At 67.3% G+C, this 20686-nt stretch carries 24 protein-coding genes and 1 pseudogene; 19 read left to right on the top strand and 6 right to left on the bottom strand.

All coding sequences use genetic code 11. From position 1 onward, the window contains the following. The 5 genes from LPZ50_RS08460 to LPZ50_RS08440 all read left to right on the top strand — a co-directional run. Positions 1-410: 4Fe-4S dicluster domain-containing protein (locus LPZ50_RS08460; protein WP_230659878.1), on the top strand; the 410-nt coding region annotated here is incomplete at its 5' end. Beyond that, positions 407-634 carry a hypothetical protein gene (locus LPZ50_RS08455; protein ID WP_230659875.1) on the top strand — a complete coding sequence of 76 codons (228 nt, stop codon included), beginning with the start codon at positions 407-409 and terminating at the stop codon, positions 632-634. The genes LPZ50_RS08460 and LPZ50_RS08455, both read left to right, overlap by 4 nt. 12 nt (positions 635-646) lie before the next feature. After that, the gene (locus LPZ50_RS08450; protein ID WP_230659873.1) at positions 647-1819 is read left to right on the top strand and encodes a formate dehydrogenase subunit gamma; all 1173 of its coding nucleotides are present in this window, start codon (positions 647-649) and stop codon (positions 1817-1819) included. Between the two features lie 9 nt (positions 1820-1828). Further along, entirely contained in the window at positions 1829-2206 is a 378-nt protein-coding gene (locus LPZ50_RS08445) for a hypothetical protein (protein WP_230659870.1), read from the top strand. Beyond that, complete coding sequence (locus LPZ50_RS08440) at positions 2203-3084, top strand: formate dehydrogenase accessory sulfurtransferase FdhD (protein WP_230659867.1); 882 nt, start codon at positions 2203-2205, stop codon at positions 3082-3084. Before LPZ50_RS08445 ends, LPZ50_RS08440 begins: the two co-directional genes overlap by 4 nt. Here LPZ50_RS08440 and LPZ50_RS08435 read toward each other — a convergent pair. After that, positions 3081-4202, bottom strand: a complete 1122-nt coding sequence (locus LPZ50_RS08435) for a substrate-binding domain-containing protein (protein ID WP_230659864.1) — start codon at positions 4200-4202, stop codon at positions 3081-3083. The two genes, LPZ50_RS08440 and LPZ50_RS08435, sit on opposite strands and share 4 nt — an antisense overlap. Before the next feature lie 120 nt (positions 4203-4322). Between LPZ50_RS08435 and LPZ50_RS08430 the strand changes: the two genes are divergently transcribed. The 3 genes from LPZ50_RS08430 to LPZ50_RS08420 are packed head-to-tail and all read left to right on the top strand — an operon-like array spanning position 4323 to position 6654. Continuing rightward, the gene (locus tag LPZ50_RS08430) at positions 4323-5066 is read left to right on the top strand and encodes an ABC transporter permease (RefSeq protein WP_230659861.1); all 744 of its coding nucleotides are present in this window, start codon (positions 4323-4325) and stop codon (positions 5064-5066) included. Then, positions 5063-5839, top strand: coding sequence for a phosphate ABC transporter ATP-binding protein (locus tag LPZ50_RS08425; protein ID WP_230659859.1), 777 nt, complete (start codon positions 5063-5065; stop codon positions 5837-5839). The genes LPZ50_RS08430 and LPZ50_RS08425 overlap by 4 nt, the downstream gene beginning before the upstream one ends. Beyond that, positions 5836-6654: an extracellular solute-binding protein gene (locus LPZ50_RS08420; RefSeq protein ID WP_230659856.1), complete on the top strand. Its 819-nt coding sequence runs from the start codon at positions 5836-5838 to the stop codon at positions 6652-6654. The genes LPZ50_RS08425 and LPZ50_RS08420 overlap by 4 nt, the downstream gene beginning before the upstream one ends. Before the next feature lie 41 nt (positions 6655-6695). Here the strand turns inward: LPZ50_RS08420 and LPZ50_RS08415 are convergent, their stop codons facing one another. From LPZ50_RS08415 to LPZ50_RS08395, 5 genes and pseudogenes are all read right to left on the bottom strand, one after another. Beyond that, complete coding sequence (locus tag LPZ50_RS08415) at positions 6696-7136, bottom strand: CopD family copper resistance protein (protein WP_230659853.1); 441 nt, start codon at positions 7134-7136, stop codon at positions 6696-6698. 8 nt (positions 7137-7144) lie between these two features. Further along, positions 7145-7972, bottom strand: coding sequence for an META and DUF4377 domain-containing protein (locus tag LPZ50_RS08410; protein WP_230659850.1), 828 nt, complete (start codon positions 7970-7972; stop codon positions 7145-7147). Positions 7973-8051: 79 nt separating this feature from the next. After that, positions 8052-8657, bottom strand: a complete 606-nt coding sequence (locus LPZ50_RS08405; protein WP_230659846.1) for a DNA-3-methyladenine glycosylase I — start codon at positions 8655-8657, stop codon at positions 8052-8054. A 23-nt stretch (positions 8658-8680) separates the two neighbouring features. Next, positions 8681-9151: pseudogene (locus LPZ50_RS08400) on the bottom strand (methylated-DNA--[protein]-cysteine S-methyltransferase); the annotation flags it as partial. A 139-nt stretch (positions 9152-9290) separates the two neighbouring features. Beyond that, complete coding sequence (locus LPZ50_RS08395) at positions 9291-10112, bottom strand: isocitrate lyase/PEP mutase family protein (RefSeq protein ID WP_230659840.1); 822 nt, start codon at positions 10110-10112, stop codon at positions 9291-9293. A 218-nt stretch (positions 10113-10330) separates the two neighbouring features. On the opposite strand from LPZ50_RS08395, the gene LPZ50_RS08390 reads away from it, so the two are divergent. The 11 genes from LPZ50_RS08390 to LPZ50_RS08340 all read left to right on the top strand — a co-directional run. After that, entirely contained in the window at positions 10331-11554 is a 1224-nt protein-coding gene (locus tag LPZ50_RS08390; protein WP_230659837.1) for a CaiB/BaiF CoA transferase family protein, read from the top strand. 68 nt (positions 11555-11622) lie between these two features. Further along, on the top strand, positions 11623-12588 hold the full coding sequence (locus LPZ50_RS08385) for a Bug family tripartite tricarboxylate transporter substrate binding protein (RefSeq protein ID WP_230659834.1): 966 nt from the start codon (positions 11623-11625) through the stop codon (positions 12586-12588). A gap of 3 nt (positions 12589-12591) precedes the next feature. Then, positions 12592-13056 carry a MaoC family dehydratase gene (locus tag LPZ50_RS08380; protein WP_230659831.1) on the top strand — a complete coding sequence of 155 codons (465 nt, stop codon included), beginning with the start codon at positions 12592-12594 and terminating at the stop codon, positions 13054-13056. Between the two features lie 13 nt (positions 13057-13069). Continuing rightward, positions 13070-13870: an enoyl-CoA hydratase/isomerase family protein gene (locus LPZ50_RS08375; protein ID WP_230659828.1), complete on the top strand. Its 801-nt coding sequence runs from the start codon at positions 13070-13072 to the stop codon at positions 13868-13870. 60 nt (positions 13871-13930) lie between these two features. After that, complete coding sequence (locus tag LPZ50_RS08370) at positions 13931-14707, top strand: SDR family NAD(P)-dependent oxidoreductase (RefSeq protein ID WP_230659826.1); 777 nt, start codon at positions 13931-13933, stop codon at positions 14705-14707. A gap of 183 nt (positions 14708-14890) precedes the next feature. After that, entirely contained in the window at positions 14891-15919 is a 1029-nt protein-coding gene (locus tag LPZ50_RS08365; RefSeq protein WP_230659823.1) for a Bug family tripartite tricarboxylate transporter substrate binding protein, read from the top strand. Positions 15920-15926: 7 nt separating this feature from the next. Further along, the gene (locus LPZ50_RS08360; RefSeq protein ID WP_230659821.1) at positions 15927-16826 is read left to right on the top strand and encodes an enoyl-CoA hydratase/isomerase family protein; all 900 of its coding nucleotides are present in this window, start codon (positions 15927-15929) and stop codon (positions 16824-16826) included. Beyond that, entirely contained in the window at positions 16823-18034 is a 1212-nt protein-coding gene (locus LPZ50_RS08355) for a CoA transferase (protein WP_329957654.1), read from the top strand. The genes LPZ50_RS08360 and LPZ50_RS08355 overlap by 4 nt, the downstream gene beginning before the upstream one ends. Positions 18035-18043: 9 nt before the next feature. Next, positions 18044-18763, top strand: a complete 720-nt coding sequence (locus LPZ50_RS08350; protein ID WP_230659816.1) for an enoyl-CoA hydratase/isomerase family protein — start codon at positions 18044-18046, stop codon at positions 18761-18763. 6 nt (positions 18764-18769) lie between these two features. Continuing rightward, on the top strand, positions 18770-19483 hold the full coding sequence (locus tag LPZ50_RS08345; RefSeq protein WP_230659813.1) for an NAD(P)H-dependent oxidoreductase: 714 nt from the start codon (positions 18770-18772) through the stop codon (positions 19481-19483). A gap of 106 nt (positions 19484-19589) precedes the next feature. Beyond that, on the top strand, positions 19590-20686 hold a 1097-nt coding region (locus LPZ50_RS08340; RefSeq protein WP_230659810.1), incomplete at its 3' end, for an AAA family ATPase.

Genomic DNA, 20686 nt, shown 5'->3' with positions numbered 1-20686 from the left:
GCGTGGTGCTGCACAACAAAGACACCTGTATCGGCTGCGGCTACTGTTCGTATGCCTGTCCGTTCGGTGCGCCGCAGTTTCCGTCGCAAGGCACGTTCGGCGTGCGCGGCAAGATGGACAAGTGCACCTTCTGTGCCGGCGGCCCCGAAGAACACGGCAGCGCCGAGGAATTCGAGAAGTACGGCCGCAACCGCCTGGCCGAAGGCAAGCTGCCGTCGTGCGCCGAAATGTGTTCCACCAAGGCCCTGCTGGCGGGCGATGGCGATGTCATCGCCGATATTTTCCGCACCCGCGTACTGCACCGGGGCAAGGGCGCGGAAGTGTGGGGCTGGGGCACCGCCTACGGTTCGCAACAGGCCGGGCAGCCGCCCCAGAACCAGCCGGCCGCCGACCCCAAGGGCAAATCATGAGCGCGCGCATTGCTGTCCTGGCCGCCGTGGTGCTGGGCCTGGCCGCCTGTTCCGAGCCCTCGCAGGACTTGGTCACGGGCAAGAATACGGGCGAACCCGCATTCAAGGGCACCGGCAGCAATTTCACGGCGGCCGGCTGGACTCCCGGCGACCACGCCAGCTGGGTGCGCGAGCTCAAGGTGCGCGCCCAGCGCGGGCAGAATGAATACACCAGGATCAACTGACCGGAGACTGCCATGGTACGGTCACTTCTTGCGGCTTTACTGATCGGCGCGTCATTGCTGGCGACGGCCGCGGCGCAGAACGCGGCGCCGGCAGACGGCAGCCTGGCCGGCATCAAGAACGCGAATATCCTCGAAGTGCGGCCCGACGCCGACCAGCAGCCAGGCTACGCCGAGCAGACCAACGCCCAGCGCGGCCAGGTACAGCCGGGCAATAACGCGCCCGTCTGGCGGCAGGTGAATTCCGGCCAGCCGGGCTACAGCAGCCTGCCGCCCAGCCAGGCGCCCGAGGCGGGCGTGCTGATCCAGCGCTTCGTGCAGTACCCGGGTTCCATGTACACCACGGCCGGCGAGGCCTGGCGGCAGGTGCGCAATCACTGGCTGATTCCGTACGGCGGCGGCCTGATGCTGATCGTGCTGGTGGCCATTCTGCTGTTCTTCGCGGCCAAGGGGCCCATCAAGGTGCACAGCCCGGAAACCGGCCGCAAGATCGAGCGCTTCACTTATTTCGAACGGGCGGCGCATTGGGTTAACGCGGCGGCGTTTGTCATCCTGGCCGTGTCGGGCATTGTCATGGCGTTCGGCAAGTTCTTCCTGCTACCCATCATGGGCAGTGCGTTGTTCGGATGGATGACGTGGCTGCTGAAAACGGTGCATAACTTCGTGGGCCCGGTGTTCGCCGTGTCGCTGGTGGTGATACTGATCACCTTTGCTAAAGACAATCTGCTCAGGCGTTACGACCTGGAATGGATGCGCAAGGGCGGGGGGCTGCTGCGCGCCCAGCATGTGTCGTCGGGCCGTTTCAATGCCGGCGAAAAAATCATGTTCTGGGTAGGCATGCTGGGGCTGGGCCTGATCGCCGTGGCCTCGGGCCTGTTCCTGGACCGCGTGGTGCCGGCCACCATGGTCTATACGCGCGGCAATATGCAGATCGCCCACATGATCCACGCCGTGTCCGTCATTCTGATGATGTGCATGCTGATGGGCCACATCTACCTGGGCACCATCGGCATGCGCGGCGCCTTCAAGGCCATGAAGACGGGCTATGTGGACGAAAACTGGGCGCGCGAGCACCACGACATCTGGTACGAAGACATCCAGTCGGGCAAGGTGCCGGCGCAGCGCACGCCCGACAAGGCCGCCAAGGGGCGCGCCGCGCGTCCCGCCGGCGCCTCGCCGGCACGCTAGGAGCACGCCATGAAGAAAATCGCCGCGTTATTGCTGGTACTGGTCGCGGGGGCCGCGCAGGCGGCCTTGCCCGAACCCAGCGCCGAGGCACAAGCCAAGGCCGCCGAAGCCAAGGCCAAGGCGGCATGGTCCACCAAGGTGGCGGCGTTCCAGCTGTGCCAGGTGCAAGACCAGGTGGCCGCGCAGTTCTTCGCCAGCGCCAAGGCGGCGGGCAAAATGCCCGCGCCGCCGGTGCCCACGCCGGAATGCAGTGACCCCGGGCCGTTCGTGTATGCCGCGCCCACCCAGGGGCGCGAAGGGTCTGGGGCGCATTCGCCCGCCGAAACCGCCACCCAGCCGCCCAGCTCGCCACAGCCCGATTCGTCGGGCAAGCCGGCCGCCCAGTGAGCACGTTCCGCACCCATTTGCCGCGCCTGACGCAGGCCCGCGCGCCATTGACACGGGAAGTCACCGTCGTCAATGAGCACGGCATGGCGGAAACCGTATCCATTCCCGCCGAGCGGCCATTGACCATCTATGTCGACCGGCGCGAGCTGGTCACCCTGATGACGCTGGGCGCCATGCCGGAACTGCTGGTGCTGGGCTACCTGCGCAACCAACGCCTGATCCGCGACGTGGGCGACGTGCTGTCCATCATGGTGGACTGGGAAGTCAATGCGGCTTCGGTGGTTACGCGCGACGGTATTGCCGACATCGAGTCGCGCACGGCGCAGCGCGTGGTCACCACGGGTTGCGGGCAGGGCAGCGTTTTCGGCGGCCTGATGGAAGAGCTGGACGACATCCGGCTGGCGCCGCGGGCGCGCGTGACGCAGGCCGAGCTGTATGGCTTGCTGAACGCCATCAGGCTGCAGGAAACCACGTACAAATCGGCCGGTTCGGTGCATGGCTGCGCCCTGTTCCGCGGCGCGGACATGCTGATGTTCGTGGAAGACGTGGGCCGCCACAATGCCATCGACACGCTGGCGGGCTGGATGTGGCTGCAGCCCGCCGCCGAACAGGGCGGTTCGGACAAGATTTTCTACACCACGGGCCGGCTTACCAGCGAGATGATCATCAAGTCGGCTCAAATGGGCGTGCCTATTGTGGTGTCGCGCAGCGGCATGACCCAGATGGGCTACGAAATCGCCCGCGGCCTGGGGTTGTGCGCCATAGGGCGCGCCGTCAATAAGCATTTCGTGTGCTACAGCGCGCCCGAGCGCCTGGTGCTGCAACCGGAACTGGCGGCCTCGCGCGTGGCAGAGGCCGCGCGCACCGTGTCTTCCTAGCCCTTCCTGGCGCCAGGGCGCTGCCGCTTCTTGGTGGGGAAGCTCCACCATGGCAGGACGCGCCGCATCGACAGCACTTCGCCGCTGTGCGCCGGCACATAGCCCGGCATGGCCGACAGCAGGGCCTGCCATGCGCCACTGCGCAGAATGGCCAGCAGGGCCTGGGTAGAGGGCAGGTCCAGCGTGGATTTCAGGCACACCAGAAAGTAGTTTTCCTGCACCAGGGGCACGAAATCGAGTTGGTGGCCGCGCGCGGCCGCTTCGATGCCCATGCCCGCATTCGCGCTGCCCGAGGCGATGGCGTGCGCCACGGCGGCATGCGAGGGCTCGGTGCGCGCGTAGCCGCTGACGCTGGAGCTGGCCATGCCGGCCTGCTCCAGCAATTCATCGAACAGCACCCGCGTGCCGCTGCCCAGCGCGCGGTTCACGTAGTGCACGCCCGGCCGGGCCAGGTCGCGTACCGAGGCCAGGCCCAGGGGGTTGCCGGGCGCCACCATCAAGCCCTGGCTGCGCCGGGCAAAGCCGATGATCTTGTGCAGGCCGGGTTTCAGCAGGGGCTTGTAGGTGCGCTCGGTCAGCGAGCCCGGCACCGGGTCATGGCGGGTGTGGAAGCCGGCGATGACGCAACGGCCTTCGTTCAGCCCGCGTATGGCGTCCACGCTGCCGGTGTACAGGATGTCCAGGTACAGCTTGTCGCTGGCGACCGCGTGGCCGCGCAGGGCGCCCAGCGCGTCGTCGTGGCTGGCGTGCAGGGGAACCACATGCGCGGCGTCGTCGAACGCCACCGCCAGGGCGCGTTCCAGGTCGGCGCGCAGGGCGTTGATCTGCGGTGCCAGCCGCGCCTGGGCCTGGCGTTCGGCCCACAGCAGTTTTTCGCCGAATTCATTCAGCCGCGCGGGCTGGCCCTTGTCCCAGACGATCAGGGTGCGGCCCAGTGTCTGTTCCCATTTTTTCAGTTCGCCCCACACGTGGCGGTACGACAGCCCCAGTGCCTTGGCGGCGGACGAAATGGACCCATGCTGGCGCACGGCGAACAGCATGTCCATCAGCGCATTGCCGATGGTGGCGGGCGCGGCGTCGGTGCCGCCCAACTGGTAGGAAAGGTCGATACGATGCACGCCCGCGAGTATGCCTTAAATGCCGGCGGCCGGCCCGCCGGATTCACCCTATGAACAGTTGTTCATATGGTTCCCATCATACTGCTGCGATACCCTCGTTTCAGTCCGGGGATCTTCGATATGAACACGTTGTCCGATAGCGTCGGCACGGCCATCCAGTTGATTGTTTCCGCCGATCCCATGCTGGTGGCGATTGTGCTGCGCTCGCTCGCCGTCAGCGCCTGCGCCTGCCTGCTGGCCTGTACCCTGGGCATGCTGGCCGGCGCCTGGCTGGCGGTGGCCCGGTTCCGCGGCCGCGGCATCGTGCTTACCTTGCTGAATACCTCGCTGGCGCTGCCATCGGTGGTGGTGGGCCTGGTGGTTTATCTGCTGCTGTCGCATTCCGGGCCGCTGGGCTTCCTGGGCTGGCTGTTCTCGTTCCAGGCCATGGTGCTGGCGCAGGCGGTGCTGGTGTCTCCGGTGGTTACTGCCCTGGTGCGTCAGACGGTCGAAGACGCCGACCGCCATCATGGCGAGCAGCTGCGTTCGCTGCGCGCGCGCACCCTGGTGCGCGGCCTGCTGCTGGTATGGGACGAACGCTTCACCCTGCTGACCATCGTCATCACCGCTTTCGGCCGCGCCATTTCCGAAGTGGGCGCGGTCATGGTGGTGGGCGGCAATATCGAGGGCTTTACGCGCGTCATGACCACGGCCATCGCCCTGGAAACCAGCAAGGGCGACCTGCCGCTGGCCTTGGCGCTGGGCTTGCTGCTGTTGCTGGTGGTGCTGCTGCTGAATATCCTGGCCGCCATCGTGCGGCGTTGGCGCGAACGGCGCGACGCGGGGCTGGCGGGGCTGTTCGGCCAGGCGGGGGCCGTGCCATGAGGGGCCCCCTGGCCGACGCCGGGCTGCCCGCGGCGGGTGCCACCGAAAGCCGCCAGGCAGCCGACGCCGCGGGCAGCCTGTTCGATTTGCGCGATGTCTGCGTGAATTACGGCGCCGTCAGCGCGCTGCGCGGGGTGACGCTGTCCATTGGCGCGGGCGAATGCGTGGCCCTGGTAGGGTCGAACGGCAGCGGCAAGAGCACCTTGTTGCGCCTGATGCACTGCCTGATACAGCCCAGCAGCGGCCAGGCCAGCTGTATTGCGCGCCGCCGCCAGGCCATGCTGTTCCAGCATCCGTACATGCTGCGAACATCCGTGCTGAACAACGTGGCGCTGGGCATGTGGCTGCGCGGCGTGCGCTGGGGCGTGGCGCGCCGGCAGGCGCAACAGGCCTTGCAGCGCGCCGGCATGGACGGCCTGGCCGGGCGCAATGCCAAGACCCTGTCGGGCGGCCAGCAACAGCGCCTGGCCATGGTGCGCGCCTGGGCGCTGGCGCCCGATGTGCTGCTGCTGGACGAGCCCACCGCCAGCCTGGATCCCTACGCCAAGCGCGAAGTCGAGCAGATGATGCACGACTTTACCCACGACGGCGCGGCCCGCGCGCCCGCCATGGTGTTCAGCAGCCACAACCTGGGCCAGGTCAAGCGCCTGGCCCGGCGCGTGGTGTACCTGGAACGCGGCCGCATCCTGGCCGACCTGCCCGTGCACGATTTTTTCAACGGCCCGCTGCCTGAAGAGGCCAGCCAGTTTGTCAAAGGAGAACGCATATCATGAATCTGTCGACCTTATTGCGCCGCACCGCGGTATCTGCCTTGCTGGCGGCCGCCACGCTGGCCGCGTCGGCCGCGCGCGCCGAAACCATTGTCATGGCCTCCACCACGTCCACCGAGCAGTCCGGCCTGTTCTCGCACCTGCTGCCGGCCTTCAAGAAGGCCAGCGGCATCGATATCAAGGTGGTGGCGCAAGGCACCGGCCAGGCGCTGGACATGGCGCGGCGCGGCGATGCCGATGTATTGTTCGTGCACGACCAGGTGGCCGAAGAAAAATTCGTGGCCGAAGGGTATGCGGACAAGCGCTACCCCGTGATGTACAACGATTTCGTGCTGATCGGCCCGGCCGCCGATCCGGCGGGCGTGAAGGGGCAGGACATCGTCAAGGCCCTGGCCACCCTCGCCAGCCAGAACGCCCCCTTCGTGTCGCGTGGCGACAAAAGCGGCACGCACTCGGCTGAACTCCGCTTCTGGAAAGCCGCGGGCGTCGAAGACAAGGGGCAGGGCTACAAGGCCTGCGGCTGTGGCATGGGGCCGGCCTTGAACATGGCCTCGTCCATGAACGCCTACGTGTTGTCCGACCGCGGCACCTGGCTCAGCTTCAAGAACCCCGGCGACCTGAAGGTGCTGGTGGAAGGAGACAAGCGCCTGTTCAACCAGTACGGCGTCATGGTGGTCAGCCCCGCCAAGTTTCCGCACGTGAAGGCCAAGCCGGCGCAGCAGTTCGTGGACTGGATAACGTCGACGGCCGGCCAGGATGCGATCGCCAGCTACAAGGTCAACGGCCAGCAGTTGTTTTTTCCTAACGCCAACCGGTAGCCAGGCATGGCAGGCCCGGGCGGGGGCAGGCCACCCGCCCGCTACCAATGCAGGTAGAACATGGCCTTGGCCAGCAACAAAATCAGTACCACATGGCAGAACACGCTGATATGAATGCGCCGTGAGCGCAGCGTGTTCAGCCGGCCGCGCCGATGCAGCGCCATGGCTGCCAGGAAGTGGCCGAACACACTGATGGCCAGCAGAATCTTCAGCCCCAGCAGAAGTCCGAAACTGCTGGCCAGGGGCTGGGCCAGCGCGCCGCGGTGCTGCCAGGCCATGCCCAGGCCGGCGCCGTACAGCGCCAGGAACACCCAGGGCATCAGGCGCCGCGCCCGCGCGCCGATGGCGGTTTCCAGCACCCGCATCGCGTCGCGCGGCACGTGCCTGCGCACGCCTTCCAGCATCACGACTTCAAAAAACACCGTGCCGGCAAAGGCCACCGCGGCCAGCAGGTGCAGGGTCAGCAGCAAGGGGTAGGACATGGCCCGGGCTATTTCCCTTCCTGGGCGCTTTCCACCACCATGTCCAGCACGTACACATAGCGCGAGGCGTCCGCCGGTGCGTTGGCGCGCAGGTAGCGCTTCACGCGCAGCACATTGCGCACGCCGGATTCATGCGTATAGCCCTCGATCTCGCTGTAGAACGCCTGCCATTCACCGTGGCCGGTTTTCAAGCCTTTTTCGTCGTACTGCACGTCGCGCGCCCACAGGCACTGCTTGTTGGGTATCAGCGGGTGAGAGCACGCCACGCGCCGCGGCGCCACCTCCAGGAACATGATCAGCCCCTTCGAGCCGAAGCGCGTTTCGTCGGTGGGGGTGCCCGCCAATGTCCAGCGCGCGCCGTCCTCGAAACCCAGCGTCAGGGTGGGGCTGTCCTGGTCCGCGTCGATGCGCCAGGTGCGCGCCCGCGGCAACAATTCGGCCACGGCGCGTTCGTACTGCATGACGCCGGGCTCGGGGCAGGCCATCATGGTGCTGACCACCTGCGATATCGTCAGCTTGCCGCCCTGCGTTTCGTAGCTGGCGCCCAGGCGGTTGCATAGCCCGCTGACCGACAGGCGCTGGTCGGCAAAGCTCAGGCGCAGCGGAGCGCCATCGCGGGTCTTGGGTGGCGCCCAGCGGGGCTGGGCCGTGCCGCCGGCGTCGACGGCCTGTTTCAGGTCCCAGTGGTAGGCCGACAGGGTGGGGCCGGCCTGGTTGGAGGGCGAGGAATCGGCCGGCTGGGCGGCCGGCGAGGGTGGACGGTCAGGGTTCATGGTGCAGGCAGCCAGCACGGCCAGCGTCGTGGTGAGTAAGCAGCGAATCATCAGGCTTGTCATGGTGCGTATTCCGCGTGATGCCCCAGGGGCCGATGCCCGATTATGGCGCGAATACTGTCCACGCGGGGAAGGACGCAGATCAAGAACGCGGCCAGACACCCGAACTGCCCCGGCGATGGCTGCCTACCAGGTGCGTGTCGACCATGCCGGTGGCTTCCATTAGCGCATGCATGGTGGTGGGCCCCACGAACGAGAACCCGCGCTGGCGCAGCGCCTTGCTCAGGGCCGTGGACGCCTCTGAGACGGTGGGAATTTCGGCAACGGTGCGAGGGGCGGGCGTGGAGGCCGGCTGGAACGACCAGATGAAATCCGCCAGCCCGCCGTCGGCGCGCAGCGCGATCGTCGCGCTGGCGTTGTTGATGGTGGCCAGGATCTTGGCGCGATTGCGCACGATGCCGCTGTCGGCCAGCAGGCGCTCTATATCGGCCGCGGTGAACGCCGCCACGGTGTCCGGGTCGAACTGGCGGAAAGCCAGGCGGAAGGCCTGCCGTTTGCGCAGAATGGTGGCCCACGACAGGCCCGACTGGAAGCATTCCAGGCTGAGGCGTTCGAACAGGCCGTGTTCGTCGCGCACCGGCATACCCCATTCGGTGTCGTAGTAGTGGCGCAGCAGGTCGTCCTGTGCCGCCCAGGGCGGACGCGCCAGGCCGTCCGCCCCGATGATGACGCCGCTATCCGGTTTCATGCCGGTGCCGCGCCCCGGCGGTTTTCCAGTTCCAGCAGCAGGGCCTTGGCGCGCAGCCCGCCGGCGAAACCGGTCAGGGCGCCCGATGCGCCCACTACGCGATGGCAGGGCGCCACGATGGACAGCGGGTTGCGGCCGTTGGCCGCGCCCACCGCGCGCACCGCCTGTTCGCGTCCGATCTGCCGGGCAATGTCGCGATAGCTGCGTGTTTCGCCATAGGGGATGGTCAGCAGCGCTTGCCATACCTGCTTCTGGAACTCGGTGCCGGCGAAATCCAGCGGCAGGTCGAAGCGGTCGCGCTTGCCGGCGAAGTACTCGGCCAGTTGGCGCTCGGCTTCCAGCAGTACGGGGTGCTGCGGGTCTTCGTGCAAGGTGCCCAGGGGCACCCGCTTCGGTTTGTCGTTTTCCCAGAGAATGGCGGCCAGTTTCGAATGCCGCGCCACCAGCTTCAGCTGGCCCACGGGCGAGTCGACGGTTTTGCAGGCGTAGGACATGGTGGTGTTCCTTTGAAAATGGGCGCGTGCCGCATGGCGCGGGGCGGCCCGGATGCCGGGTCTACAGTACGCAGTCTAGGCAACGCAGGGGCCGGGCGCACTCGCATTCTTGCCCTTGATTTTCCGCCGTACTGACGTGTCATGGGCGCGGGCTGAACAGCGCGTTGAGCTCATTGCCGGGGGCGGCGTGTGCAAACGCGGTATCGAAACGCCCCTGGGCCAGCGCCTGCGCGGCCTGCATGAAACCGGCCCAGGCCGAGCGCGCCAGCGCGCCGCCTACGCTGATGCGGCGCACGCCCAGGGCGGCGGCGTCCTGCAGCGTCAGTTCGCTGGTGGAACCGATCAGCAGGTTCACGGGCTTGGGGGACACGGCCGACACCACGGCCGCGATCTGTTCGCGCGTGCGTATGCCGGGCGCGTACAGGCAGTCGGCGCCGGCCTCGGCATAGGCCTGCAGCCGCGCGATGGCATCGTCCAGATCGGGCTTGCCCACGAAGAAGTTCTCGGCGCGGCCCACCAACAGGGTGCCTGTGCCGGCCTCGTCGATGGCGCGCCGCGCGGCCCGCAGGCGCTCCACCGCGGTTTCCAGTGGAAACAGCGGGCTTTCCGGGTTGCCGGTGGCGTCTTCGATGGACAAGCCCGCCACGCCGGTGTCCACCGCCAGGCGTACGTTGCGCGCCACGCCATCCGGGTCGTCGGCATAGCCGTTCTCGAAATCAGCATTCAAGGGCAGGCCGGTGGCCGCCACCATGGTGCGCAGGTGGGCCAGCACGGTTTCCAGTCCGGCCGCGCCATCGCGCTGGCCGTGCGACCACGCCATGCCTGAACTGGTGGTGGCCAGCGCCTTGAATCCCAGGCCTTGCAGGAACCGGGCGCTGCCCGCGTCCCAGGGGTTGGGCAGAATGAAGCAGCCTTCGTGGTGCAGGGCGTGGAAGACGGCGCAGAGATCGTTGGAGGGCATGGCGGGTTCCGGGTACGGTCGAACTGAGCAGCACACCAACGTACTCAATTCCATGACTTCCGGCAACCCGCTTGATCGCACCCCGATGGCCGGATGCATACCCCGCACGCGCACTGGCTTCCGATACGCCAGGCGTATCAGGTTTTGCACAAATAATATTGGACGCATGTATCCGCCGCACCTAATCTCGCCGAAACATAATCAACAGGTGGCGAGACATGAGTACGGCGCTGGGGCACATCCGGGTTCTGGATCTGACACGCATTCTGGCGGGGCCATGGGCCACGCAGAACCTGGCGGATATGGGCGCCGAGGTCATCAAGGTGGAACGGCCCGGCGCGGGCGATGATACCCGCGCCTGGGGGCCGCCCTTCCTGAAGGACGGCGACGGCAACGAGACCACGGATTCTTCTTACTTCCTGGCCGCCAACCGCGGCAAGAAGTCCATTACCGTGGACATGGCCAACCCCGCCGGCCAGGAACTGCTGCGCGGCCTGGCGGCAACGGCCGACGTGGTGGTCGAGAACTTCAAGGTGGGCACGCTGGCGCGCTACGGGCTGGACTACGAAAGCCTGAAAGCCATCAACCCGCGCCTGGTGTACTGCTCGATCACCGGTTTCGGCCAAAGCGGCCCCTACGCCGCGCTGCCGGGCTACGACTTCGTGTTCCAGGGCATGGGCGGCCTGATGAGCATTACCGGCCAGCCGGAAGGCTCCCCTGGCGACGAACCCATGAAAGTCGGCATCGCCATCAGCGATCTGCTTACTGGCATGTACGCGACCACGGCCATCCTGGCGGCGCTGGAGCACCGCCATATCAGCGGGCAGGGGCAGCATATCGACATGTCGCTGCTGGACTGCGTGGTCAGCATCGGTTCGTACCAGGCCATCAACCATTTCCTGTCGGGCAAGATCCCGCGCCGCATGGGCAATGCCCATTCGAACATGGTTCCGTACCAGGTGTTCCGCTGCAAGGAAGGCGACGTGATCGTGGCGGTGGGCAACGACGGCCAGTACCGGGCTTTCTGCAAGCTGATCGGGCGCCCGGACCTGGCCGCCGATGAACGCTACGCTACGCCGGGGCAGCGCAACCGCAACCGCGACACGTTGATTCCGGAGATTGCCCAGGCCATGCTGGCACGCACCATGCAGGAATGGGTAGACCTGATGGAGGCCGCCAACGTGCCTTGCGGCCCCATCTACAACATGCAGCAGGTATTCGAAGACCCGCAGGTCCGGCACCGCGGCATGCGCCTGTCGCTGCCGCACGGCGCGGGGGTGCAGGCGCCCGCGGTGGCCAGCCCCATACGCCTGTCGGACACGCCCATACAGTACGGCCGTTCGGCGCCCCTGCTGGGCGAACACACCGACAGCGTACTGGCCGAGCAACTGGGCCTGGCGCCCGAACGCATTGCCGAATTACGAACGCAGGGCGCCATCTGAGCGCCCGCGCAGGCGGCGCATGGCGCGCCGCCTTCCCGGTGGTTCACCAAAGCAAAAAAGGAGACATCATGCTGCGTCACAACTTCATGCGGGCTGCCCTGGCCGCCGCGCTCATGGTTTGCGCGGGCGGCGCGCAGGCCCAGCCGTCATCCATCCGGTTCGTGGTGCCGTATCCGGCCGGCGGCGCGGCGGACCAGATCACCCGGTTGGTGGCCAACGATGCCGCCGCCATCCTGGGCACGCCCATCGTCATCGAGAACAAGGGCGGCGCGGCCGGCATGATCGCCGCCGAGTCGGTGCTGCAGGCCGCGCCGGATGGGGCGACATTTTTCGTGGGGTCCAACGCGCCCATCGTCATCAACCAGGCCATCTACGACAAGATGCCCTACGACCCAGCCAAGGACTTCATTCCGGTGGCGGGCATGGGCAAGGCGCCGCTGTTGCTGGTTACCCGCAAGGACCTGGGCGCCAAGAGCGTCAAGGACGTGGTGGCGCAAGGCAAGCAGCAGGCTGGCAAGATGACCATGGGTTCGGCCAGCAGCGGCAATATCACGCACCTGGCGGGCGAACACGCCGCAAACCAGATGGGGTTCAAGGTGACCCACGTGCCGTTCAAGGGCAGCGCGCCGGCCATTACCAGCCTGATGGGCAGCAATATCGACATCATGTTCGATGCGCTGCCTTCATGCATGGCGCAGGCCAAGGCGGGCCGCATCGTGCCCCTGATGATCCTGGACGACCAGCGCTTTCCGCAGCTGGCCGACGTGCCCACGGCGAAAGAGCTGGGCTACGACGGCCTGGAAGCCGCCGCCTGGTTTGGCGTCATGGCGCGCACCGGTACCCCCAAGCCCGCCGTCGAAGCCATGAACAAGGCCATCAACCAGGCCCTGGAAAAGCAGGAACTGATCGAAAAACTGCGCCGCATTGGCGCCCAGCCCATGCCGGGCACGCAGCAGCAGTTTGCGCAGTTCATCGACGGCGAGCGCAAGCAGTGGGTGCCGCTGGCCAAGTCGCTGGGCGTGAAGGCGAACTGAGCCATGGAAAAACTCAGCTTCGATTCGATCGCCGCCCTGAAGGCCCACGTGGGCCAGCCGGCGGCCACGGGCCAGCCCATTCTGGTAGACCAGCGCATGATCGACGCCTTTGCCGACGTGGCGCACGACCACCAGTGGATACATGTGGATCCGGCGCGCGCCGCCGGCGAATCGCCTTTTGGCACCACCATCGCCCACGGCCTGCTGACGTTGTCCTTGATTACCGGCTGGTACCACCAGTTGTTCGAGTTCCCGGGCCGCAAGCTGGCGTTGAACTACGGCTTCGACAAGGTGCGCTTCACCAGCGCCGTGCCCAGCGGCTCGGCGCTGGTGGGCAGTTTCCAGCTGGCGCGCGTGGACGATCTGCGCGACAACGAAGCGCGCTGCGCCTGGAATGTCGATGTGCGCGTGCAAGGCGCCGAACGGCCCGCGATGGTGGCCGAATGGTTGATGCAGCTGCGTTACTGAGCCCCTGCCTGGAGTGATGATGCCTGTACTGGAACTTGATCGCGTCGGCGCCTGCGCGGTGCTGACCATGAACCGCCCGGCCGCGCGCAACGCGCTGGACCTGGAACTGCGTGCCGCGTTCGCCGACATGTTGCCGCAAGTGCGCGACGACGCGGGCATCCGCGCCGTGGTGCTCACCGGCGCGGGCGGCCACTTCTGCTCGGGCGGCGACATCCGCGCCATGAACACCGGCAAGGGCGATACCGACGTGTTCGAGGGCCGTACCCGCATCCTCAACATGCAGCGCTGGTTCGATGAACTGGTAGACCTGGAAAAGCCCGTGATCGCGGCCGTGGACGGCGCGGCCTACGGGGCGGGCCTGTCGCTGGCCCTGGCGGCGGATTTCGTGCTGGCCACGCCGCGCGCCAGCTTCTGCGCCGTGTTCGCCCGCATCGGCTATGTGCCCGACCTGGGCGGCATGTATTTGCTGCCGCGCGCGGTGGGCCTGGCGCGCGCCAAGGCCATGGCGTTTTCGGCCCGCGTGGTCGGCGCGCAGGAGGCGCTGGGGCTGGGCATCGCGCACCAACTGGTCGAGCCCGCGACCTTGCTGGACACGGCCGTGGAGCTGGCGGGGCGCTTCGAGCAGGCGCCGGCCGGGGCGCTGGGCATCATGAAATCGGTCATGAACCATGCTTTCGAATCCGACCGGCGCACCGTCTACATGCAGGAAGCCATGGCCCAGTCGCTATGCCGCGAAAGCGCCTTTCACCGTGAAGCGGCGCGCCGCTTCCTGGACAAGCAGGCGCCGCTGTACCAGTGGCCGCAGGATAAATAGCGGCCCCAAAACCAGGGCCCGCCATGATGGGCGGATCCGTAACGCTTCAAGGAGCAAACCATGCAGCACAACGCCCTGACTCTGGATAACCGGCAGGTCATCGTGACCGGGGCCGGCCAAGGCATAGGCCTGGCGCTGGCCACCGCCGTCGCCGAACTGGGCGGACGCGTGGTGGCCGTGGACCTGAACCCCGACAAACTGGCCGCACTGCGCGAGCAACTGGGCGCCGAGCGCTGCGTTACCGTCAGTGGCAACGTGGCCGACCCCGCCGTGGCCCAGCAGGCGGTGGACGCTGGCGTGGCGGCCTTCGGCGGCGTGAATGCGCTGGTCAACAACGCGGGGGTCACGCGCACCGCCATGATAGACAAGATGTCGCAGGCGGACTGGCAGCAGGTCATCGACGTACACCTGTCGGGCTCGTTCTACTTCCTGCAGGCCCTGGGCCGCCATCTGCTGGAGCGCGCCAAGGCAGGGGAAGACGGCTCCGGCTCTATCGTGAACATCTCGTCCGACGCGGGCCGGCGCGGCACCATCGGCCAGGTCAACTACGGCGCGGCCAAGGCCGGCGTGCTGGGCCTGACCATGTGCGCGGCGCGCGAATGGGCCAAGTACGGCATCCGCGTCAATACGGTGGGCTTCGGCGTGGTGGAAACCCCCATGACCGAAACCATACGGGGCGAGAAGTTCCGCGATACCTACCTGAAGCAGATTCCCCTGGGCCGCTGGGGTGAAGCCGACGAAGTGGCGCGGCCCGTGTGCTTCCTGTTGTCGGACGCGGCCTCGTACGTGACGGGCCAGCACCTGTCGGTGAACGGCGGGTACACCATAGGCGTGTGATTGGCCCACCCTCGTGCCGGGTGTCTGGCTCCCGCCAGGGTGCCAGACACCGTTGCGTGCCGCGGCAGTCTCGGTAGGACGGTGTCCCCCACCCCCCAATATGGGTGGGTGGGGGATGGCCGCTGGTGCACATAATGTCCGGCAGAGGGGCTCGAATGCCCCCGCCCACGGAGGAGAGACATTATGAGCACCAAGCGGGTAGATGCAGGCCCGGCCGTCAGCCCCGGCCGCAGGAACACGCTGCTGGCCATGCTGGCTGCGGGGGCCGGCATGGCGGGGCTGGCGCCCGCCGTGGCGTGGGCCGGGCAGGGTTATCCCCGGCAGCCGGTACGCATCGTGGTCGGCTTCGCCGCCGGAGCGGCCACCGACGCATTCGCCCGGGTCATCGCGCGCAAGCTTGGCGATGCCCTGGGCCAGCAGTTCATTGTGGAAAACAAGCCGGGCGCGGCCACGCGCATCGGCATGGACCACGTGCGCAACGCCAAGCCCGACGGCTATGTGCTGGGCTTTGCCACGGCGGTGACCACGGCCTTTCCCTTGCTGTTCGACGGCGTGACCTTCGCGCCCGGCCAGGACTTCACGCCCGTCGCCATGCTGGGCCGCGCGCCCATGTACCTGGTGGTGCGCGATTCCCTGCCTGTAAAGAACTACGCCGAGTTCGTCGAGTACGGCAAGAAGCAGGGCAACCTGACCTTCGCGCACCAGGGCGTGGGCAGCAACCCGCATCTGACCGGCATGGCGCTGGCGCACGCCGCCGGCATCAAGATCGTGCCGGTCGCGTACAAGGGCGGCGGCCCGATGTCCGTGGCGCTGGGGGCGGGCGAAGTGGATTTCGGCATGCTGGAATACGCCGGCGCGCGCGCCATGCTGGAACGCGGGGCGGTGCGCCTGTTGATGGTGACCGAGCCGCGGCGTTCGCAGCTGCGCCCCGACGTGCCCACCGGCCGCGAACTGGGCGTGGCCACCGAGGTGGAAGGCCTGGCCCCCTGGTTCATGATGATCGCCCCGCAGGGCACGCCGGCGGACGTGGTGGATACGCTGGGCCGGCACTTGAAGTCCGCGCTGGATCTGCCCGACGTGCAGGAAGCGCTGCGCGGGCTGGGCATCGAGGCGGACTACATGGATTCGGCGCAGGCGGCGCAATACTTCGGCACCCAGCGCGAGCGCATCGCCAAGCTGGTGCGCGACCTGGATATTTCCATCAAGAGCTGAAGCCGCCATGGAATCCACCCTGACCCTGCGAGCCTCGCAATTATGCGTGCGCGGCGGCGTGGCCGAGTTCACGCATCAGCGCCCCGAATCGCGCAACCCCTTGTCCATGGAACTGCGCCACGATTACCAGGAAATGCTGGACGCCGTCGAGCAGGACCGAGGCATCAAGGTCTTGCTGATCACCGGGTCGGGCGGCAGTTTTTGCGCCGGAGGCAACATCAAGGAAATGCAGGCCCGGTTGCAGGCCGGCGATGCCAGCGCGCGCGCGCCCGACGCCACGCGCGCCCGGCTGGCCGAAGCCAATGCCTGGCTGCGGCGTTTGCGCGAACTGGACGCGGTGGTGGTGGCGGCCGTGGATGGCGCGGCGTTTGGCGGGGGCTTCAGCCTGGCCCTGCATGCGGACTTCATCCTGGCATCGGCGCGCGCCAGCTTCTGCATGTCGTTCGCCCGCCTGGGCTTGACGCCGGATTTCGGCTCGATTCATTTGCTGCCGCGCCTGGTGGGCATTGCCGCGGCGCGCGACCTGATGCTGACGGGGCGGTCCCTGGACGCCCAGGAGGCCTTGCGCATGGGCCTGGTGCGCGAAGTGCTGGATCCGCAGGCGCTGCTGCCGCGCGCGCGCGCCATGGCGGCGGCGCTAGGCAAGGCCTCGGGCACTGCCATGGGCATGACCAAGCAATTGCTGAACCAGAGCCTGGAAAGCGACTACGCGTCACTGGGCTCGGCCGAAGCCTATGCCCAGGCGGTGGCCATGTCCACCGACTATCACCAGCAGGCCGTGGCGGCCTTCCTGGCCAAGCAGCCGGCGCTGTATGACTGGGAACGCGACGGCAGCGGCCAGCCGGCGCCCTGGTCCGGCAGGCGCCATCGGGAACGCATCAACCGCACACAGAGAGGTAGGCAGTGACAACGGCGCAACGCAAAGGTCCGCTCGCGGGCCTGAAAGTGATCGATCTGGCTACTATCGTGGCCGCGCCATCGGCGGCGGCATTGCTGTCGGACTATGGGGCCGAGGTCATCAAGATAGAACTGCCCAAGGTGGGCGATGGCCTGCGCAATTTTCCGCCGTTCAAGGATGGAAAATCGCTGTGGTGGAAGGTGGTCAATCGCGACAAGCGACTGCTGTCGCTGGATTTGCGCAAGCCGCAAGGCCAGGAAGTGTTCAAGCGCCTGCTGCGCGATTGCGACGTGCTGATCGAGAATTTCCGCCCCGGCACGCTGGAAAAATGGGGGTTGGACATTCCCACGCTGTGGCGCGAGCAGCCGCGCCTGGTGGTGCTGCGCGCCACGGCCTTCGGGCAGACCGGGCCCTATGCGGGCCGGCCGGGCTTCGCGCGCATTTTCGAGGCCATGGGCGGCATGACCTACATTACCGGCGAACCCGACGGCGCACCCATGCACGTGGGCTTTCCCATCGGCGACTCCATCGGCGGCCTGTTCGGCGCCCTGGGAGTGATGGCGGCCTTGTGGAAGCGCGCGGCCAACCCCGATGCGCCTGGCGAGGAGATCGACTTGTCGCTGACCGAAGCCACCATCAAGCTGCTGGATTTCCTGCCGTCCCAGCATGACCTGCTGGGCAAGTCCCAGGAACGTTCGGGCAACGTCAGCCAGTACGCCGCGCCCACCGGCGTGTACCAGACCCGCGACCGCCAATGGGTGTCGCTGTCGGGCAGCACCGACGCGCTGTTCCTGGCCAACTGCAAAGCCATCGGCCGCGAAGACCTGCTGTCCGACAGCCGCTTCCAGGGCAACCGCAACCGCTGCGTGCACGCGAAAGAAATCAACCAGGTCTTCAGCGACTGGTTCAAGGCGACTGACCTGGAAGAAATCCTGCGGCGCTTCACCCTGCATGAAGGCACGGTAGCGCCGGTTTACTCGGCGCGGCAGATCGTGGAAGATCCGCAGATACAGGCGCGCGGGTTCCTGGCCACCGTGGACGACCACGATTTCGGCGATTTGCGCGTGCCCGGGGTGGTGCCGCGTTTCCGGCACGACGAATGCCATCTTGCGCGCGCTGGCGGAGAAATGGGCGACGATAACCAGCACCTGCTGGCCGATCGCCTGGGCATGAGCCCGGCCGAAATCGACGTGTTGCGGCGCGATGGCGTCATCTGAGGCAGCGGCATGACACAAACCATTATCGAAGCGCGGGACGGCGACGTGCTGCGCGTGACCATCAACCGGCCCGCCAAGCGCAATGCGCTGGACATGCAGATGTTCCAGCAGCTGGCCGATATTCTGCTGCGCGCCGAGCAGGCCCCGGACGTGGGCGGCGTGCTGCTGGCGGGGGAGGGCGAACACTTCTGCGCCGGCCATGACCTGCAGGCCTTCGCGGCCTGGCCGCAGAACGCCCATGATCCGGTGCCGCGCTTCCTGCACGCCCTGGCGGCGCTGCGCAAGCCGCTGGTCGTGGCGGTGCAGGGTTGGGCGGTGGGCATAGGCGCCACGCTGCTGCTGCATGCCGACTGGACGGTGGCCGCGCCGGATGCCCAACTGTGCCTGCCGTTCATCGACCGCGAAATCGCTCCCGAGGCGGGCAGCAGCCTGCTGCTGGCCCAATGCATCGGCCTGGCGCGCGCCAGGCGCCTGTTGCTGTCGGGCCAGCCCATCGATGGGCAGACCGCGTTCGACTGGGGCTGGCTGACCGAACTTGCCGAGCCTGGCCAGCTTCTGGAAGCTGCCGCGGAGCGCGCCCGCATGCTGGCCACGAAATCCAGCGTCACCTACGGCCAGATCAAGGACTGGCTGGCGCCCCAGTACGACATACGGCATCGCATCGACGAGGAAATCGACGCGATCAACCACGCCATCATCAGGCGCGGCAAACCCCATACGCGGAACTGAAGCAGCATGCGCACGGCCCATATCGTTTACGCCCATCCCGAGCCCGGGTCTTTCGTCAATGCCATGGCCGGACACGCGCGCCGCGCCCTGGAAAGCGCCGGGTGGCGCGTGACGTTCTCGGACTTGTACGCCAAGGGCTTCAACCCCGTTGCCAGCGCCGCCGACTTCGCGCAACGCCAGGATCCCGCCCACCTGGTGTATTCGCTGGAACAGCGCCATGCCTGGTCCGGCGGCACGCTGGCGCCCGACATCGTCGAAGAAGTCCAGGCGGTGCTGGATGCCGACCTGCTCATCCTGGCGTTTCCGGTGTTCTGGTTCTCGATGCCGGCCATGATGAAGGGCTGGGTCGACCGCGTGTTCTTGTCGGGCACTTTCTACGGCGGCCGCCGCGTGTATGACCGCGCCGGCATGGCGGGCAAGCGCGCGCTGGTGCTCACGTCGCTGGGCGGGCGCGAGCACATGTTCGGCCAGGACGCCATCCACGGCGAACTGGCCGGCGGCATGCTGCGCCACATCCTGCAGGGCACGCTGGGCTACGTGGGCTACCAGGTGTACCAGCCCTTCATCGCCTACCACGTGCCCTATGTCAGCGCCGAAGCGCGCGCGCAAATGCTGGCTGCCCTGGACGCCGACATGGCCGGCCTGGACGCCCGCCCCACGCTGCGCTTTCCCTCGCTGGACGCCTACGACGAATACTTCCGGCCCCTGCCGGAAGCCTGAGGCGCCGCCGCAGCGCCTATTTGACGGGTTTCGACACGGGCTCCTATCATGGAGCCGCCCCGGGGCCTGCGCGGCAGGCCGCCAGCGGGCGTTTCCCGATGCGAGCATGCCCCCGATTCCGAATGCTTCCGCCAGCGGCACGGCGCCGCTTACCGCGCCGTTGCCTGCCATGGGCGTGTCCCAGTCGCCCCGCCGATTGGTCGATACTCTGGGCCATGCCCAGGGCAGGCGCTGCATCGTCCTGACCGGCCCCGCCGGCAGCGGCAAGACCCTGCTGCTGCAAAGCTGGGCTGCGCGCCTGGACAGCCAGGGCATCCCGGTCATCCGGGTGGGGCAGGCCGGGCCGGGCCAGTTGGGACTGGTGTCGTCGCTGCTGCGCCGCTGCCTGGAACTGGATCCGGCCATTGCGTCGTCCTTGCCGGTGCCGTTTCCCGATGACCCGGGCCAGGCCATTTCGTACCTGTCGGTGGCCTTGGTGCGCGCCCTGTCGTCGTCGCGCAAGCAGATCGTGCTGATCTTCGACGAACTGCATACCCTGGGGCATGCCCGCGAACTGCGCACGCTGCAGCCCTTGCTGGACTATTGTCCCGCGGGCCTGCAGTGCGTATTCGCCGGGCGCGAACCACCGCCCCTGTTTCTTGGCCGCCTGCGCGCCTATGGCGGCGTGTTGGAACTGGACGCAGGCGACCTGCACTGGACACTGGAAGACACCCAGCAGTGGGCGCGCCAGCAATCGCCCGCCATTCCCGATGCGCTGTGCGCGGACTGGCACGCGGCCAGCGGCGGATGGTGCGCCGGACTGCATTTCCTGCTGCGCCAGCACCAGCAAGGCGAGGGCGCCGCGCAACAGGCGCCTGTCCAACTGCCGGACGCCGCCTGGGCGCATTTACAGCGCGACGTGCTGGATGGGCTGGCCGACGCCGACGAAGTGCGGCAACTGGCGCGGCTGTCCCTGCTGGACGGCATCGATGCCGAATTCTGTTCGGCGATTTGCACCATGGCCATGCACGACGGCGTGGCCATGCTGGAACGATGGCGCGTCCGCACGGGTTTCGTGGCCAACGACATGAGCCCGCGGGGCGCCACGCAATGGCGTATTCTGCCTCCCTTGAAACCTTTGCTGGCCCGGCATTTCACACAGCTGGACGGCGCTGCGCAGGCTCGCGCGCATGGCGCCGCCTGCCGCGAGTACGCGCGGCGCGG

It is taken from the genome of Bordetella petrii (genome assembly GCF_020991325.1).
Classification (GTDB): Bacteria; Pseudomonadota; Gammaproteobacteria; order Burkholderiales; family Burkholderiaceae_B; genus Bordetella_A; species Bordetella_A petrii_E.
The sequence above is the reverse complement of the archived record's forward strand: the minus strand, read 5'-3'. Positions and strand labels throughout refer to the sequence as shown.

Bases quoted from the DNA above. Each gene is read 5' to 3' on its own strand.
- LPZ50_RS08445 (WP_230659870.1), top strand. From the start codon at position 1,829: ATGAAGAAAATCGCCGCGTTATTGCTGGTACTGGTCGCGGGGGCCGCG.
- LPZ50_RS08345 (WP_230659813.1), top strand. From the start codon at position 18,770: ATGCGCACGGCCCATATCGTTTACGCCCATCCCGAGCCCGGGTCTTTC.
- LPZ50_RS08415 (WP_230659853.1), bottom strand. From the start codon at position 7,136: ATGTCCTACCCCTTGCTGCTGACCCTGCACCTGCTGGCCGCGGTGGCC.
- LPZ50_RS08390 (WP_230659837.1), top strand. From the start codon at position 10,331: ATGAGTACGGCGCTGGGGCACATCCGGGTTCTGGATCTGACACGCATT.
- LPZ50_RS08350 (WP_230659816.1), top strand. From the start codon at position 18,044: ATGACACAAACCATTATCGAAGCGCGGGACGGCGACGTGCTGCGCGTG.
- LPZ50_RS08450 (WP_230659873.1), top strand. From the start codon at position 647: ATGGTACGGTCACTTCTTGCGGCTTTACTGATCGGCGCGTCATTGCTG.
- LPZ50_RS08380 (WP_230659831.1), top strand. From the start codon at position 12,592: ATGGAAAAACTCAGCTTCGATTCGATCGCCGCCCTGAAGGCCCACGTG.
- LPZ50_RS08410 (WP_230659850.1), bottom strand. From the start codon at position 7,972: ATGACAAGCCTGATGATTCGCTGCTTACTCACCACGACGCTGGCCGTG.
- LPZ50_RS08455 (WP_230659875.1), top strand. From the start codon at position 407: ATGAGCGCGCGCATTGCTGTCCTGGCCGCCGTGGTGCTGGGCCTGGCC.
- LPZ50_RS08385 (WP_230659834.1), top strand. From the start codon at position 11,623: ATGCTGCGTCACAACTTCATGCGGGCTGCCCTGGCCGCCGCGCTCATG.
- LPZ50_RS08365 (WP_230659823.1), top strand. From the start codon at position 14,891: ATGAGCACCAAGCGGGTAGATGCAGGCCCGGCCGTCAGCCCCGGCCGC.
- LPZ50_RS08420 (WP_230659856.1), top strand. From the start codon at position 5,836: ATGAATCTGTCGACCTTATTGCGCCGCACCGCGGTATCTGCCTTGCTG.
- LPZ50_RS08405 (WP_230659846.1), bottom strand. From the start codon at position 8,657: ATGAAACCGGATAGCGGCGTCATCATCGGGGCGGACGGCCTGGCGCGT.
- LPZ50_RS08425 (WP_230659859.1), top strand. From the start codon at position 5,063: ATGAGGGGCCCCCTGGCCGACGCCGGGCTGCCCGCGGCGGGTGCCACC.
- LPZ50_RS08395 (WP_230659840.1), bottom strand. From the start codon at position 10,112: ATGCCCTCCAACGATCTCTGCGCCGTCTTCCACGCCCTGCACCACGAA.
- LPZ50_RS08430 (WP_230659861.1), top strand. From the start codon at position 4,323: ATGAACACGTTGTCCGATAGCGTCGGCACGGCCATCCAGTTGATTGTT.
- LPZ50_RS08360 (WP_230659821.1), top strand. From the start codon at position 15,927: ATGGAATCCACCCTGACCCTGCGAGCCTCGCAATTATGCGTGCGCGGC.
- LPZ50_RS08370 (WP_230659826.1), top strand. From the start codon at position 13,931: ATGCAGCACAACGCCCTGACTCTGGATAACCGGCAGGTCATCGTGACC.